General features: G+C 63.2%; 12 protein-coding genes. 5 read left to right on the forward strand and 7 right to left on the reverse strand.

Going from position 1 to position 14,599, the window contains the following annotated elements:
- Window positions 1-19: 19 nt before the first annotated feature.
- The 4 genes from acnB to ACEVBK_RS05255 are packed head-to-tail and all read right to left on the reverse strand — an operon-like array spanning window position 20 to window position 6,843.
- The gene (gene acnB, locus ACEVBK_RS05240) at window positions 20-2,617 is read right to left on the reverse strand and encodes a bifunctional aconitate hydratase 2/2-methylisocitrate dehydratase (protein ID WP_375057540.1); all 2,598 of its coding nucleotides are present in this window, start codon (window positions 2,615-2,617) and stop codon (window positions 20-22) included.
- A gap of 49 nt (window positions 2,618-2,666) precedes the next feature.
- Window positions 2,667-4,622, reverse strand: a complete 1,956-nt coding sequence (locus ACEVBK_RS05245; RefSeq protein ID WP_375057541.1) for a tripartite tricarboxylate transporter permease — start codon at window positions 4,620-4,622, stop codon at window positions 2,667-2,669.
- Between the two features lie 33 nt (window positions 4,623-4,655).
- Window positions 4,656-5,735 (reverse strand): hypothetical protein, encoded by a 1,080-nt coding sequence (locus tag ACEVBK_RS05250; protein WP_375057542.1) that lies wholly within the window; start codon window positions 5,733-5,735, stop codon window positions 4,656-4,658.
- Between the two features lie 49 nt (window positions 5,736-5,784).
- Window positions 5,785-6,843, reverse strand: a complete 1,059-nt coding sequence (locus tag ACEVBK_RS05255; protein ID WP_375057543.1) for a 4-oxalomesaconate tautomerase — start codon at window positions 6,841-6,843, stop codon at window positions 5,785-5,787.
- A 109-nt stretch (window positions 6,844-6,952) separates the two neighbouring features.
- On the opposite strand from ACEVBK_RS05255, the gene ACEVBK_RS05260 reads away from it, so the two are divergent.
- Complete coding sequence (locus ACEVBK_RS05260; protein ID WP_375057544.1) at window positions 6,953-7,849, forward strand: LysR family transcriptional regulator; 897 nt, start codon at window positions 6,953-6,955, stop codon at window positions 7,847-7,849.
- Between the two features lie 49 nt (window positions 7,850-7,898).
- Here ACEVBK_RS05260 and ACEVBK_RS05265 read toward each other — a convergent pair whose 3' ends face one another.
- Window positions 7,899-8,630, reverse strand: coding sequence for a glycerophosphoryl diester phosphodiesterase (locus ACEVBK_RS05265; RefSeq protein WP_375057545.1), 732 nt, complete (start codon window positions 8,628-8,630; stop codon window positions 7,899-7,901).
- 178 nt (window positions 8,631-8,808) lie between these two features.
- Here ACEVBK_RS05265 and ugpB point away from each other — a divergent pair, with 178 nt between their 5' ends.
- The 4 genes from ugpB (at window position 8,809) to ugpC (ending at window position 13,018) form a co-directional block, all read left to right on the forward strand.
- Window positions 8,809-10,107 carry a sn-glycerol-3-phosphate ABC transporter substrate-binding protein UgpB gene (gene ugpB, locus ACEVBK_RS05270; RefSeq protein ID WP_375057546.1) on the forward strand — a complete coding sequence of 433 codons (1,299 nt, stop codon included), beginning with the start codon at window positions 8,809-8,811 and terminating at the stop codon, window positions 10,105-10,107.
- 93 nt (window positions 10,108-10,200) lie between these two features.
- Window positions 10,201-11,082, forward strand: a complete 882-nt coding sequence (gene ugpA, locus ACEVBK_RS05275; protein ID WP_375057547.1) for a sn-glycerol-3-phosphate ABC transporter permease UgpA — start codon at window positions 10,201-10,203, stop codon at window positions 11,080-11,082.
- Window positions 11,082-11,930 carry a sn-glycerol-3-phosphate ABC transporter permease UgpE gene (gene ugpE, locus ACEVBK_RS05280; RefSeq protein WP_375057548.1) on the forward strand — a complete coding sequence of 283 codons (849 nt, stop codon included), beginning with the start codon at window positions 11,082-11,084 and terminating at the stop codon, window positions 11,928-11,930. The genes ugpA and ugpE overlap by 1 nt, the downstream gene beginning before the upstream one ends.
- Window positions 11,930-13,018, forward strand: coding sequence for a sn-glycerol-3-phosphate ABC transporter ATP-binding protein UgpC (gene ugpC, locus ACEVBK_RS05285; RefSeq protein WP_375057549.1), 1,089 nt, complete (start codon window positions 11,930-11,932; stop codon window positions 13,016-13,018). The genes ugpE and ugpC overlap by 1 nt, the downstream gene beginning before the upstream one ends.
- Before the next feature lie 229 nt (window positions 13,019-13,247).
- Here the strand turns inward: ugpC and ACEVBK_RS05290 are convergent, their stop codons facing one another.
- Together ACEVBK_RS05290 and ACEVBK_RS05295 are read right to left on the reverse strand one after the other, a co-directional pair.
- Window positions 13,248-13,580 carry a DMT family transporter gene (locus ACEVBK_RS05290; protein WP_375057550.1) on the reverse strand — a complete coding sequence of 111 codons (333 nt, stop codon included), beginning with the start codon at window positions 13,578-13,580 and terminating at the stop codon, window positions 13,248-13,250.
- 113 nt (window positions 13,581-13,693) lie between these two features.
- Complete coding sequence (locus ACEVBK_RS05295) at window positions 13,694-14,593, reverse strand: ChaN family lipoprotein (protein ID WP_375057551.1); 900 nt, start codon at window positions 14,591-14,593, stop codon at window positions 13,694-13,696.
- Window positions 14,594-14,599 lie beyond the last annotated feature (6 nt).

A 14,599-nucleotide genomic window follows, 5' to 3' on the forward strand; every position in this document is an offset into this window, starting at 1 on the left:
CCGTGTTTCAACGCGGCGCTCAGATGGCCTGCTGGAAGATCACGGTGTCGGCTTTCTCCAGGTAGCTGTCCAGCTCGTCGAAGTTCAGGTAGCGGTAGGTATCCGCCGCCGTGGCGTTCAGCTCCTTGGCGTACTCCTGGTACTCCTCAACGGTCGGCAGCTTGCCGTGGATGGCCGCCACCGCCGCCAGCTCGGCCGACGCCAGGTAAACGTTGGCGCCCTTGCCCAGACGGTTGGGGAAGTTACGGGTGGAGGTGGACACCACCGTGCTGTTGTCCGCCACCCGCGCCTGGTTACCCATGCACAGGGAGCAGCCCGGGATCTCGATGCGGGCACCGACCCGGCCGAAGATGCCGTAGTAGCCTTCACTGGTCAGCTGATCCTTGTCCATCTTGGTCGGCGGCGCCACCCACAACCGGGTCGGCAGCTGGCCCTTGAACTTGTCCAGCAGCTTGCCGGCGGCGCGGAAGTGGCCGATGTTGGTCATGCAGGAGCCGATGAACACCTCCTCGATCGGCTCGCCCTGCACCTCGGACAGCAGGCGGGCGTCGTCCGGATCGTTGGGCGCGCACAGGATGGGCTCCTTGATCTCGCTCATGTCGATTTCCAGCACATGGGCGTACTCGGCATCGGCGTCCGCGGCCATCAGCTCCGGGTTGGCCAGCCAATCTTCCATGCCCTTGATGCGCCGTTCCAGGGTACGCCGGTCGCCGTAACCTTCGGCGATCATCCACTTCAGCATCACGATGTTGGAGTTCAGGTACTCGGCGATCGGCTCCTGGTCCAGCTTGATGGTACAGCCGGCGGCGGAACGCTCGGCGGTGGCATCGGCCAGCTCGAACGCCTGCTCCACCTTCAGTTGGGGCAGGCCCTCGATTTCCAGCACCCGGCCGGAGAATTCGTTGATCTTGCCTTCCTTGGCCACGGTCAGCAGGCCGTGCTTGATGCCGTAGTAGGGAATGGCGTGCACCAGGTCGCGCAGGGTGATGCCGGGCTGCATCTCGCCCTTGAAGCGCACCAGCACCGACTCGGGCATGTCCAGCGGCATCACGCCGGTGGCGGCGGCGAAGGCCACCAGGCCGGAGCCCGCCGGGAAGGAGATGCCGATGGGGAAACGGGTGTGGGAGTCACCGCCGGTGCCCACGGTATCGGGCAGCAGCATGCGGTTCAGCCAGGAGTGGATGACGCCGTCGCCCGGGCGCAGGGATACGCCGCCCCGGTTCATGATGAAGTCGGGCAGGGTGTGGTGGGTCACCACGTCCACCGGCTTGGGATAGGCGGCGGTGTGGCAGAACGACTGCATGGTCAGGTCGGCGGAAAAGCCGAGGCAGGCCAGGTCCTTCAGCTCGTCCCGGGTCATGGGGCCGGTGGTGTCCTGGGAGCCGACGGTGGTCATCCTGGGCTCGCAGTACTGGCCGGGGCGCACGCCCGCCACGCCGCAGGCCTTGCCCACCATCTTCTGGGCCAGGGTGTAACCCTTGCCGGAATCGGCCACGTCGGCCGGGCGCTTGAATACCTCGGAGTGGCCCAGGCCCAGCGCCTCGCGGGCCTTGTCGGTCAGGCCGCGGCCGATGATCAGCGGAATACGGCCACCGGCGCGCACTTCGTCCAGCAGCACCTCGGTCTTGAGTTTGAATTCGGCCAGCACCTCGTCGCTGCCGTGGCGGCACACTTTGCCTTCATAGGGGTAGATGTCGATGACATCGCCGGTATTGAGTCTGGTCACGTCGCATTCGATGGGCAGGGCGCCGGCATCTTCCATGGTGTTGAAGAAGATGGGGGCAATCTTGTTGCCGATGCACACACCGCCGGCGCGCTTGTTGGGCACGAAGGGGATGTCGTCGCCCATGTGCCAGAGCACCGAGTTGGTGGCGGACTTGCGGCTGGAGCCGGTCCCGACCACGTCACCCACGTAGGCCAGGGGGAAGCCTTTTTCCTTCAGCGCCTCGATGGCGGCGCTCGGGCCCACGACGCCATCCTGATCCGGGGCGATGCCGGGGCGGGCGTTCTTCAGCATGGCCAGGGCGTGCAGCGGGATATCCGGGCGGGACCAGGCATCCTGGGCCGGGGACAGGTCGTCGGTGTTGGTTTCACCGGGCACCTTGAACACGGTCATGGTGATCTTGTCGGCCAGGGCGGGACGGCTCAGGAACCACTCGGCCTCGGCCCAGGACTGCAATACCTGCTGAGCATGGCCGTTGCCGGCCTTGGCCTTGTCGGCCACGTCGTGGAAGGCGTCGAACATCAGCAGGGTGTGGGACAGGGCTTTGGCGGCGATGGGAGCCAGGGCGTCGACGTCGAGCAACGCGATCAGCGGCTGGATATTGTAGCCGCCCTGCATGGTGCCCAGCAGCTCGGTGGCCTGGGCGGCAGAGACCACGGGGGAACTCACTTCGCCCTTGGCCACGGCGGCGAGGAAACCGGCCTTCACATAGGCGGCTTCGTCGACACCGGGGGGAATACGGGTAGAAAGGAGTTCATCAAGGAAGGATGCTTCGCCGGCGGGTGGGTTCTTGAGGTGTTCAACCAGGGCGGCCACCTGGGTGGCGTTCAGGGGCAGGGGGGCCAGGCCGTCGGCGGCACGCTCGGCGGCCTGTTTGCGGTAGTGTTCAAGCACGATGAGGTCCTTTTGTTGAATAAGGCGGGACTCGGGAGCCCCGCCAGGGTTACAGGTTGATCAGGCTCAGCAGGTAGGGGTCCAGCAGGCCGGCGGGGTAGTCGATGCTCATGGCCTTGCCGATGCCCACCAGAAACAGCAGCTGGCCCGCCGCCACCGTGCCCGACAGTCGCCAGCGGGAGCCGGTGAACAGGCGCAGGAACAGCAGGGTGAAGACCACAGAGGTGCTGATAAAGCCCAGGGTGAAATAGAGCAGGGCAATACCGAGGAACAGGCTGATATAGAGCAGTTCCCGGCCTACTTTCTGACTGCCGGTGCCGGGTTCGGCTTTACGTCGACGCGAGCCGAAGACCAGCGCCAGGGCGGATCCGGCGGTGAGCAGGATAGCGAACAGCGGGAAGGCCCGGGTCAACTCTGAACGCCCCCACACATCGAACAGGGCGATAGCGCAGGCGATAAGCAGCAGCGCAATAATGGCGCCGTCCAGCCAGTTCAGCGGCGTGCGGGCTGGCTGTTCCAGCGAGTCTTCCTGTGGCTGCGCCTTGGCAGCCAAACGCTTGCGGATCAAGGGCACGACGATGCTCAGCAGGATCAAGGTGGCGATGATCAGCACTCCGGGCCGCTGCATCCAGCCGTAACCGTAGAACTGGATGCTCTGGAAGAAGTAGTTCTCGGCACCGGCCGCCAGCACAAAGCCGATCAGAAAAGCCGGGCGAGACCAGTTGGCGCTCTTCAGCAAGATCCCCAGGGTGGCGATGACGGCCAGTACCACGAAGTCACCCAGGCTCTGGGTGGCCTGGTAGGCGGCGAACAGGATCAGGGTGAGCAGCACCGGGGCCATGCGCGAAAACGGGATCCGGGTGAGCATGGCCACCGGCGAAGCCAGCCCCAGGCAGAGCAGGGCACCGAGGATATTGGCCAGGGCCAGGGACCAGACAATGGTGTAGGTCAGGCTCAGGTTTGAGCCCACCATGGAAATCCCGGGCTGGATGCCGAGCAGCAGCATGCCGCCGAGGAACACCGCCGCCGTGCCCGAACCGGGCACCCCGAACAGCAGCGTGGGGATCATGCTGCCGCTGGCGCAGGCGTTGTTGGCGGACTCGGGGGCGATCACGCCACGTATGTCCCCCTTGCCGAAGTTGGACTTGTCCTTGCTCGATTGCATGGCGAAGCCGTAGGTCATCCAGTCCACCACCGAGCCGGCCAGGCCGGGGATGGCCCCGACCAGGCTGCCGAACACCGAGCACTTGCCCACCAGCGGCAGGTTTCTGAAGACGTCCTTGACGCCCTGCCCCCAGCCGCTGCCGAGGGTATTGCCCTTGCCGGAAATGGACTTGTTGCGGATCAGCAGCTCGATGATTTCGGGCAGGGCGAAGATGCCCAGTCCCACCACCACCAGGGGAATGCCGTCGTACAGATAGTCGATGCCCAGGGTCATGCGGAATTCCCCGGTGGCCGGGGCCGCGCCTATGGTGCCGACCAACAGGCCGACGCCACAGGCGGCCAGTCCCTTGAACAGGTTGCCGCCGGAGAGGGCGGCGACCACGCTCAGCCCCAGCAGGGTGAGCATGAACAGCTCCGCCGAGGAAAACGACAGCACCAGTGGCCGTGCCACTATGATGAAGCCGCTGAGGATGATGGCCCCCGCCACCCCGCCGATCAGCGAGGAGGTGAAGGCGGCGGAGAGGGCGCGGGCCGCCTGGCCCTGCTTGGCGAGGGGAAAGCCGTCCATGACCGTGGCCTGGGAAGCGCTGGAGCCGGGAATGCCCATCAGCACCGAGGTAAAGGTATCGCCGGTAGGTACCACCGCGACCAGTCCCATCAGCATGCCCAGACCGACGGACGGCTCCATACCATAGAGGAAGGGAAGCAGCAGGGACATGCCCGCTATACCGCCCAGGCCGGGAATGATCCCGATGATCAGGCCGATCACCACCCCCAGCACCAGATAACTGAGGTGCACGACGGTGAGTATCTGGCCCAGTGCTGCCAGTAATTCGTTCATGAGGTTAGCTCCTTGCGGCCGGATCAGGCCGGCTTATTCCACCGACACATTGAATTTGGACTTCAGCCAGTCCTTGACCCAGGCTTGCAGCTCCGGAGTCATGCTCACCGCCTGCTTGAGATGCACTTCCACTACGGCACCGAGCAGGTTCTGATAGGGACCTATCTGCTCGACCGCATCCCGTTGGAAGGCCTCATCCTCGACCATGCGATCTACCGCCAGCAGCAGCTCCTGTTTCATGGGGGCGGGAATGTCCTTGGGTACCAGCAGCACTTTCTGCAAGGCAAAACCGGCGGTCAAAAACTTGTGGTAGGCGTCGTACTGCATGCCGGTTGGCTCCTCGCCCTTGTATTCCTTATAGACCTCCTCGAAGGTCGGGATATCCGGGAAGGCGGGGTCTCGGATCACCTTGCCTTCGTCATTGATAATGCCGAGGGAGAACAGGGGCACCGCTTTGTTGTTGTTCACCAGGTCGGTGACCGAGTTGATATAGGCGGAAGTGGTCTGGAAGTCGACCTTGGCCTCGCCCCGTTCGAACGCCAGCCGGCCTTCACCCCGGCTGGTCATGCCGAATACCGGTCGCAGATCCAGGCCGAGCAGGTCGAGCGCCAGCATTACTGGCAGCTCCAGCTGAGTGGGCCCCTGGGCGGCAAAGGGCAGGGTCACACCGTCCAGCTTGCCCAGATCCTTGCCGGTGGTGACACCGAACTCGGGCTGGATATAGACCACGCCGCCGGTGGGGGAGGCCATGATCGGAGTCCATTTGTCGAAGTCGTAGCGAACCCGGGAATCACCCAGCATATAGGGATAGAGGGTAGAGGCGGAAATGCCCAGCATCTCGCTGCCGTTGTTTCTTGCCCGCATGTAGAACAGGTTGGTACCGGTGATGGAGCCGCCACCGGGCACGTTTTTGATCACCAGGGTCGGCGAGCCGGGCAGCTGTTTGGTCAGGTGGGGCGCCATGAAGCGGGCCCAGACGTCGGTGCCGCCGCCGACCCCGAAGGGGATGGTCCAGTTGATGGTCGAGGGCAGGGCTTGTGCCAGTACGGGGGCCGAGAGGGTGCAGGTGCCGGCCAGCAGGGTGGCACTCAATAACATCTTCAGTTTTTTCATGATTGACCTTCCTATGGTGATATTGCCTGGTGAGTGATGGCCACATTATTCAGGGTAGAAAAATGGTGCCACTCAGTATCTTGCGGGCCGTGCGGATAAGGGACACGGCGGTAATGCTGTGCTCATCGTGACCACTCTTGTTGATTTCCAGTTCCAGCATGCCCGAGGGGTGCTCGATGCTGATGGTGGCCGCCGCGGAAGCGGAGGTCAGCCCCGTGGCGACAGAGCCTTCGATACCACAGGCGGTGGCAATGGCGATACTGCCGGTCACCGCCAGTGCCTTGTGGCAGCTGTGGGGCACGAAGTAGCGGGCGTGGATATCACCGCCATGGCGGGCGGGAGCCAGCAGTACCGGCTTGGGGATCACCTGGTTGCTGACATCGCCCATGCCCATCAGTTGTCCGGCCTGGCGGCGGATATGTTCTATCCTGGCCAGCAGCACCGTATCCTGGTCGAGTTCGGCAGGGGATTCATAACCGGTCTTGCCCAAATCCCGGGCTCGGATCAATACGCAGGGGGTGGCGGCATCAATACAGGTAACGGTGATGTTGTCGATGGTATCAGTGACCCGGCCGGTGGGAAACAGCTGGCCGGTCTTGGCACCCTGTACATCCAGAAAGGTCAGCTTGATCGGCGCCGCCGGGTTGGGAGCTCCGCTGATCAGGGCATCACCTTCGTAGCTGATCTTGCCGTTCGGCGTCGCCACCTGGGCGTGAATGATCTTGTTGGTATTGAGGTTGCGGATCCGTACCTGGGTGACGGGGGAGCCGGCGGGCACCAGGCCGGTCTCGATGGCGAAGGGGGCCACCCCCGCCAGCATGTTGCCGCAATTGGGAGAAAAATCCACACTGGGCTCTTTGATGCCCACCTGGGCAAAGAGGTAATCCACGTCGGCGGCGGGATCGCTGGATATGCCTACCATGGCGACCTTGCTGGTCAGGCTGTTGCCGCCGCCGATACCGTCCAGCTGCAGTTCATGGCCGGAGCCCATGATCTTCTGCAGCATCAGGGCGCAGTCATCACGGTTTGCGGGCAGTTCGCTGAGCTTGAGGTAGGGTCCCCGGGAGGTACCGCCGCGCATGATGATACAGGAAATGGATTGTGACATTGTTGTTTCCCACAAGTTGCTTTCTTGGGAGGGAGGTTGTCACAGTTTTGACATTTGCATCAAATGCAAAGAAAATAGCGTATTGATTTGTTTTATGCATTAATGGCCTATGCACCAGATTGAATTCAAGGACCTGGCGATCTTTATCCGGGTGGCCGAGAGCGGCAACTTCCATGAGGCGGCGGAATTCGTGCACCTGTCCCAGCCGGCATTGAGCCGGCGCATGCAGCGGCTGGAGGCGATACTGGGCACGCCCTTGTTTGAGCGCACTACCCGCAAGACCTGGCTGACCCCGGCCGGGCGGGAATTCCTGCCCAAGGCGCGCCGCATGCTGGAGGATTTCGAGCTGTCGGTGCTGGGTATCAAGGAAATGGCCACGCACCAGAAGGGCAAAGTCACCATCGCCTGCATACCGACCGCGGCCTTCTATTTTTTACCCGGCGTGATCCGCGAATTTAACCATCTTTACCCCGGTATTCGCATCAAGATTCTCGACGTTAGCGCCAATGAAGGTCTGGAATGCGTGATCCGCGGGGACGCGGATTTCGGTATCAACATGGCGATTGCCCAGTATCCGGAAGTCAGCTTTACCCACCTGCTGGACGATCCTTTCGTGGTCTGTATCCGGCGGGATCATCCCCTGGCACAGCAGGAAGACATCGGCTGGGCGGACATGGAGCCCCACAAGCTCATCACCGTCAGCAAGGACAGCGGCAACCGTACCCTGCTGGACAGCGCCCTGGTAGAAAGTAACGTCAGGCTGAACGGGTTTTACGAGGTGCAGCACCTGTCGACGTCGCTGGGGCTGGTGGAAATGGGACTGGGGATTGCGGTGATACCGCGATTGGCGATGCCGAGTAACGACAATTCCATGCTGACCTGCCGGCCGTTGAGAGGGGCCTCGATCAAACGGGTGATCGGGGTGGTCAGGCGGACCCATACCAGCATTACCCCGGCGGCGGATCTCTTTATCAATATCCTGCTGGATAAATGGTCTAAACCCTGAAACCGCAGGGCGGCGGGGAGCGGGACGGCGTCTTCTCCCCGTCGGGCCATTATCCGGCGGGCCAGCCCGCTTCCAGGTAGTCTTGGGGTTTGTCGGTGAACAACATGTCCACGCCCCAGGCGGGGAAGTCCTTCACCTTGTCCGGGTTGTTGGCGGTGTAACAGTGCAGCCGGTAGCCGGCGGCCTTGACCGCCTCGGCCTGCTCCCGGGTCAGGTAGCGGTAGTTGCAGTGCAGGGCGGCGCACTCGAGCTGATCCAGCCGGTTTTGCCAGTCGTCGGGAATGTGTTCCACCAGCAGGGCACGGGGGATGACGGGCTGCAGCACCTGCAAATAGCGCAGGCAGTCGGGATCGAAGCTGGAGAGCAACAGGTTGCCCTTGTCGAACCCGTGCTTGTCAATCAGCTTGCTGACCTTGCGGCACAGCTGGCCGGCATCGTCCTTTTCGTACACCTTGAGTTCGACGTTGACCCTGATGCCGAGCTCCCGGGCCAGGGCCAGGTAATCCCTGAGTCGGGGGATGCGCTCCTGCTCGAAGGCCGGGTCGAACCAGCTGCCCGCATCGAGCTTGCGCAGTTCGTCCCATTCGTACTTGCGCAGCTTGCCCTTGCCGTCGCTGCAGCGGTTGACCTTTTCGTCGTGGATCACCACCACCTTCTGATCCCTGGTCAGTTGTACGTCTATTTCCACCCAGGAGAGGCCCAGCTCCCCGGCTTTTCGCAAGCTGGCCAGGGTGTTTTCCGGGGCCAGGCTGGCCACGCCTCTGTGTCCGCACAAGATCATCGCAATGTCCTTCTAAATGGATCCTTGGCCGAGGGTAAAACGCCATCATGACAAATTTGTGACAGGGCAGGTGCCCGGTGGCAGTAAAAGTGTCATTTGAGTGTCACTCAAGCGTCATCTCGGCAGTCTAGGGTTAGAGCTCTTGCACTAAATCAAGCGCGTTCGCCAAGGAGCAGACATGACGTTGAAAGGCCTCAGCCTGGCCGTGACCGGCCTATTATTGAGCACCCAGGTCCATGCCGCCACTCAAATTCAGTGGTGGCACGCCATGGGCGGGGAACTGGGCGGCAAGGTCAACGAGATTGCCGACAAGTTCAACCAGAGCCAGTCCGATTATGAAGTCAAACCCGTGTACAAGGGCAGTTACGGTGAGACCATGACCGGCGCCATCGCCGCCTTCCGTGCCAAACAGCAGCCGCACATAGTGCAGGTGTTCGAAGTGGGCACCGCCACCATGATGGCGGCGGACAGGGCCGTTTACCCTGTTTATCAACTGATGGCCGACGCGGACAAGGCGTTCGATCAGGGCAAGTACCTGTCGGCGGTGACCGGCTACTATACCGACAACGCCGGCAACATGCTGTCCATGCCTTTCAACAGCTCCACGCCGGTGCTCTACTACAATCAGGATCTGCTGGCCAGGGCCGGGGTTAAGCCGCCCGCCACCTGGGAGGAGATGGACACCGTCGGCCGCAAGTTGCTGGAGTCCGGTGCCAAGTGCGCCTTTACCACCAGTTGGCAGTCCTGGGTGCAGCTGGAAAACTTCGCTGCCCTGCACGACATTCCCTTCGCCAGCGAGAACAACGGCTTTGCCGGTACAGAGGTCGAACTCTTGGTCGACCGGCCCGAGTACCTGAAGCATATTCGCCAGCTTGCCGAGTGGAGCCAAAGCGGTCTGTTTAAGTACGGCGGCCGTCAGTCCGACAGCCTGCCCCTGTTCTATTCCGGCGAATGCGCCATGTTCCTGGGTTCTTCCGCCTCCTACGCCGGGGTGAAAAACAATACCCCCGACTTCGAATTCGGCGTGAGCAAGCTGCCCCATTGGCAGGAAATCAAGGGTAACCCCCAGAACTCCATTATCGGCGGCGCTACCCTCTGGGTGTTGCAGGGGCACAAGATGGAAGAGTACCGGGGCGTGGCCGAGTTCTTCGAGTTCCTGGCCTCGCCCGAGATCCAGGCGGACTGGCACCAGTTCACCGGCTACCTGCCCATTACCCACGCCGCCTTTGATCTGACCAAGGCACAGGGTTTTTATGAACAGAACCCGGGTACTGAAGTGGCCATCGAACAGATGACCCAGGCCGAGCCGACGGTGAACTCCAAGGGGGTAAGGCTGGGCAATTTCGTGCAGATCCGCGATATCGTGGACGAGGAACTGGAGAAGGTCTGGGCCGGCAGGGCTCAGCCGGAAGCGGCGCTCAACACCATAGTGGAGCGGGCCAACGGTCAGTTGAACCGCTTTGCCAGGACGAACTGAGCCGGGCGGCCGCGATATGTCGCGGCTGTTTTCTCCCGGCTCTTTTGTGGTATGCAGCGGCCAATATCGGCCGCCTGAGATCTGGCTGTAGATATGAGTGAAAGTCATTATTTTCGTCAGCGCTGGTTTCCTCTGCTGCTGTTGTTGCCGCAACTGGTGGTAACCCTGGTGTTCTTCCTCTGGCCGGCGGGGCAGGCCCTGTGGCAGTCATTGCTGCGGGAAGACGCCTTCGGCCTCAGCACCGAATTCGTCGGGCTGGACAACTTCACCACCCTGTTCGGCGACCCGCGCTATTACACCTCCCTACTCACCACCCTGGGCTTCAGCCTGGGGGTGGCGGTGCTGGCCCTGTTCAGCGGCCTGCTGCTGGCGGTGTTTGCGGACCGGGTGATACGCGGCGCTGCCGGCTATCGGACCCTGCTGATCTGGCCCTATGCGGTGGCGCCGGCGGTGGCCGGGGTGTTGTGGCTGTTCATGTTCAATCCGGGCATCGGCCTGGTGGGCCGCTGGCTGGTGGATATGGGCATAAACTGGAACCCGGCGCTCAACGGCAACCATGCCCTGTGGATGGTGATCCTGGCCTCGGCCTGGAAGCAGGTGAGCTACAACTTCCTGTTTTTCCTGGCCGGGTTGCAGAGCATTCCCAAATCGCTTATCGAAGCGGCGGCCATCGACGGCGCCGGCCCTGGCCGCCGCTTCGCCACCATCGTGTTTCCGCTGTTGTCGCCCACCAGCTTCTTCCTGCTGGTGATCAATCTGGTGTACGCCTTCTTCGACACCTTCGGGGTCATCCACGCCACCACCCGGGGCGGGCCCGGTAACAGCACCAGCACCCTGGTGTATCAGGTGTACGCCGACGGCTTCGTCGGCCTGGATCTGGGGAGCTCGGCCGCCCAGTCGGTGGTGCTGATGGCGCTGGTGGGGGTCCTGACCGTCATCCAGTTCAAATACGTAGAAAAGCGAGTGGCCTACTGATGATAGAGAATCGACCCTGGCTGACCTTTTGTGCCCACCTGCTGCTGGTGCTGGGCGTGGCGGCGGTGGCACTGCCGGTGTGGCTGGCGTTCACCGCCGCCACCCACGACAGCCACAGTTTTATCGGCGGCCAGGCTTCCTGGTGGTTCGGCGACCGGGGCCTGTCGGTGTTCGCCGAGGTGCTGGGCGGCCAGGCCAGCCGGGAACTGGGCGTACCGGTGGCGAAGATGCTGTTCAACTCCACCCTGATGGCGCTGTTGATCGCCCTGGGCAAGCTGACTATTTCCATGCTATCGGCCTACGCGGTGGTGTTCTTCCGCTTTCCCGGGCGCATGCTGTGCTTCTGGCTCATCTTCATCACCCTGATGCTGCCGGTGGAGGTGCGTATCATGCCTACCTTCAAGATAGTGGCAGATCTGGGGCTGCTGAACTCCATGACCGGCCTGACCCTGCCGCTGATCGCCAGCGCCACCGCGACCTTCCTGTTCCGCCAGTTCTTCCTGACCCTGCCGCCGGAGCTGGTGGAGGCGGCGCGGATGGATGGCGCCGGCCCCTGGCGCTTTTTCAAGGATATGGTGCTGCCCCTGTCGCGGACCAACCTGGCGGCGCTGTTCGTGATCACCTTTATTTACGGCTGGAACCAGTACCTCTGGCCGCTGCTCATCACTACCGACGACAGCCACTACACCATTGTCATGGGGTTGTCGCGCATGCTGGCGGTGGACAACGGCGACATCGCCTGGAACCGGGTGATGGCGGCCAGCCTGCTGGCCATGCTGCCGCCGGTGCTGGTGGTGATCGGCATGCAGAAATTTTTTGTCAAAGGCCTGGTGGAATCGGAGAAGTAATGGCGAAGGTACAACTGAAGGGCCTGAAAAAGGCCTACCCCAACGGTTACCGGGCGGTGCATGGCCTGGATATCGACATCGATCACGGCGAAATGCTGGTGCTGGTAGGACCTTCCGGCTGCGGCAAATCTACCCTGCTGCGGATGATTGCCGGGCTGGAGTCCATCAGCGACGGCGAACTGCTGATCGACGGCAAGCGGGTCAACGAGCTGGAGCCCGGCGAGCGGGACATCGCCATGGTGTTCCAGAATTATGCGCTCTACCCGCACATGAGCGTGTTCGACAACATGGCCTACGGGCTCAGAATCCGCGGTATGAGCCGGGCGGAGATCCGCGCCAAGGTGGAGGAGACTGCGGAACTGCTGGAGCTTGGGCACTTGCTCGAGCGCAAGCCACGCCAGCTCTCCGGCGGCCAGCGCCAGCGGGTAGCCATGGGCCGGGCCATCGTCCGCCACCCGCGGGTATTTTTGTTCGACGAGCCCCTGTCCAACCTGGACGCCAAGCTCAGGGTGCAGATGCGGCTCGAGATCAAACGGCTGCAGCGCCGTCTCGATACCACCGCCGTCTATGTCACCCACGATCAGGTGGAGGCCATGACCCTGGCGGACCGGCTGGTGGTGCTCAACCAGGGCCGGGTGGAGCAGATAGGCCGACCGATGGAGGTGTACCGGCGCCCGGCCAGCCTGTTCGTGGCCCAGTTTATCGGCTCGCCGGCGATGAACGTGATCCCGGCACATATTGTCAACGGCTCGCTGACGCTGGAAGACGGCCAGCGACTGGACGTGCCGGCGGAGTATCCGGATGGCGAGGTGAGGCTGGGCCTGCGGCCCGAGCAGCTGCGGCCGACCGGACCCGGACAGGGGCTGAGGGTGGAGCTGGTGATGCGGGAAGCCCTGGGTGGCGAGCAGCTGTGCTATTGCCGGCTGCCGGGCACGGAGCGGCAACTGGTGGCCCGGCTGGATGGAGAACTTGCCCTGGCGGAGGGAGCGTTTCTGTTCCTCGCCATCGAACCCGGGCAACTGCACCTGTTTGCCGCCGACGACGGCCGCCGGTTGGAACCCGAGGCTGCCCTGCGCGCCATCGCCTGAACCCGGCGCCGGCCTTTTATTGCACTTCTTCGGGGCGTCGAGCCGGGGTCCTGCACATCTATCGAGCCGGGTTGGGTGGTACCGCCTCTTTGTCAGCACCGGCAGCGTGGCGCTGTGCGGCTATCACACAGGCTGACTGCAACGCCAGGAGAACGGCGTGCACCGGGCACTGGTGGTGGAAGAAGACTGGCCCCGGGTGCACAGGCGTTGCCGCGGGGCCTGCCCTGAGTCAGTGGCCGCCGCCGTTTGACCAGAGCTGGATCACCACGACCCCGGCAATAATCAGGCCCATGCCGAGCAGCGCCGGCAGATCCGGAACTTGTCGGTAGACCAGTACCGCCAACAGGGTGATCAGCACGATGCCGGCACCGGACCAGATGGCATAGGCGATGCCGACCGGTACGGTACGCATCACCAGCCCCAGCAGCCAGAAGGCGGTGCCGTAGCCGGCCACCACGATCAGGCTGGGCCCGGGCCGGCTGAAACCCGCCGAAGCCTTGAGCGCCGTGGTGGCCACCACCTCGGCGGCGATGGCCATGGCCAGCAACAAATACGCGTTCATCGTTTCCCCTGCACATCATCGAGGACGGCAATGTGCCCCATTTTTATGGGGAGAAAAAGTCATACTCTATCTGAATAAGCGATAGATAAAGTGGGTGGCGCGCCGGCCCGGGCTCAGCAGTCGGGTTCTCCGGCCGCGATAGCGGGCGCCGGTTCTCCCGTCGGCCTGGTCGCAGGGGACTCGGCCACCCTCAGTCGCCACAGGGGCGGCGCGGGTTCGGCTTCGCCGGGGGTGACCGGGTAAAGCAGTGCCAGCCGCAGCCTAGGTGCCCGTTGTTGCAGCCGCTGCGCGGTACCCAGGCCGTCACCGATATGAAAACGTCCCACGGTCAGCATCACTCGGTAGCCGGGATGGGCCTGCAGGTAGTTGAAGATGCTCTCGGCCATGGTGTCGTCCCAACTGGTCTGGGCGGCGAACTGGAACTCGGTGGGCGGCTGGCCATGGTGGCGGGAGGCCATGAAGCGGGCCTTGTAGCCATCGTCGGTCAGGGTCAGTCGCTCGGCCACCCAGGCACGGTGGCTGGCGGGCAGGCGGTCCAGGTAGCTTGGCCCTTCCCGGCCGATGCAGCGCACTATGTGGCGGGGGGCGTTGGCGGCCAGCACATCGATGCCGGCATGGCGGGCCAGTTCGACCAGCGGCCGGTAGTCACTGCGGTAGCCGGGCCAGGCCCTGGCCTGTTCGATAAAAGCGTCTTCCCCCAGCTTTCCCTCCAGGTAGGCGTCGAGCACCGGCTGGCGATCCCGGCTGAACTGTTCCATGGCCAGGGCCAGGGGGCGGGGTTGGGCCAACAGCCGGGCCAGCAGTTCGGCCTGAAAGCGATGGATACCCTGGTGGCCGTGCAGCTCGCCCACCATGATCACATCCGCCGAGGCCAGTTGCTTCGCCGCCTGGCTCAGGTCCAGCGGCGCTCCCGCGGGATTGTGCAACTGATAGTCGAACAGGGTCGCCGGTGGGCTGGCTTCGGCCTGGCAACCGCCGAGCAACAGCAGGGCTAACAGCATAAGTACACGCATGGGGCC

Origin of the sequence: Zobellella sp. DQSA1 (assembly GCF_041950555.1) — a bacterium.
Taxonomy (GTDB): Bacteria; Pseudomonadota; Gammaproteobacteria; order Enterobacterales; family Aeromonadaceae; genus Oceanimonas.

Excerpts from the sequence above, each read along its gene's own strand:
- ugpB (WP_375057546.1), top strand. The coding sequence starts at position 8,809 with ATGACGTTGAAAGGCCTCAGCCTGGCCGTGACCGGCCTATTATTGAGC.
- ACEVBK_RS05250 (WP_375057542.1), bottom strand. The coding sequence starts at position 5,735 with ATGAAAAAACTGAAGATGTTATTGAGTGCCACCCTGCTGGCCGGCACC.
- ACEVBK_RS05295 (WP_375057551.1), bottom strand. The coding sequence starts at position 14,593 with ATGCGTGTACTTATGCTGTTAGCCCTGCTGTTGCTCGGCGGTTGCCAG.
- ugpC (WP_375057549.1), top strand. The coding sequence starts at position 11,930 with ATGGCGAAGGTACAACTGAAGGGCCTGAAAAAGGCCTACCCCAACGGT.
- ugpA (WP_375057547.1), top strand. The coding sequence starts at position 10,201 with ATGAGTGAAAGTCATTATTTTCGTCAGCGCTGGTTTCCTCTGCTGCTG.
- ugpE (WP_375057548.1), top strand. The coding sequence starts at position 11,082 with ATGATAGAGAATCGACCCTGGCTGACCTTTTGTGCCCACCTGCTGCTG.
- ACEVBK_RS05260 (WP_375057544.1), top strand. The coding sequence starts at position 6,953 with ATGCACCAGATTGAATTCAAGGACCTGGCGATCTTTATCCGGGTGGCC.
- ACEVBK_RS05245 (WP_375057541.1), bottom strand. The coding sequence starts at position 4,622 with ATGAACGAATTACTGGCAGCACTGGGCCAGATACTCACCGTCGTGCAC.
- ACEVBK_RS05255 (WP_375057543.1), bottom strand. The coding sequence starts at position 6,843 with ATGTCACAATCCATTTCCTGTATCATCATGCGCGGCGGTACCTCCCGG.
- ACEVBK_RS05290 (WP_375057550.1), bottom strand. The coding sequence starts at position 13,580 with ATGAACGCGTATTTGTTGCTGGCCATGGCCATCGCCGCCGAGGTGGTG.
- ACEVBK_RS05265 (WP_375057545.1), bottom strand. The coding sequence starts at position 8,630 with ATGATCTTGTGCGGACACAGAGGCGTGGCCAGCCTGGCCCCGGAAAAC.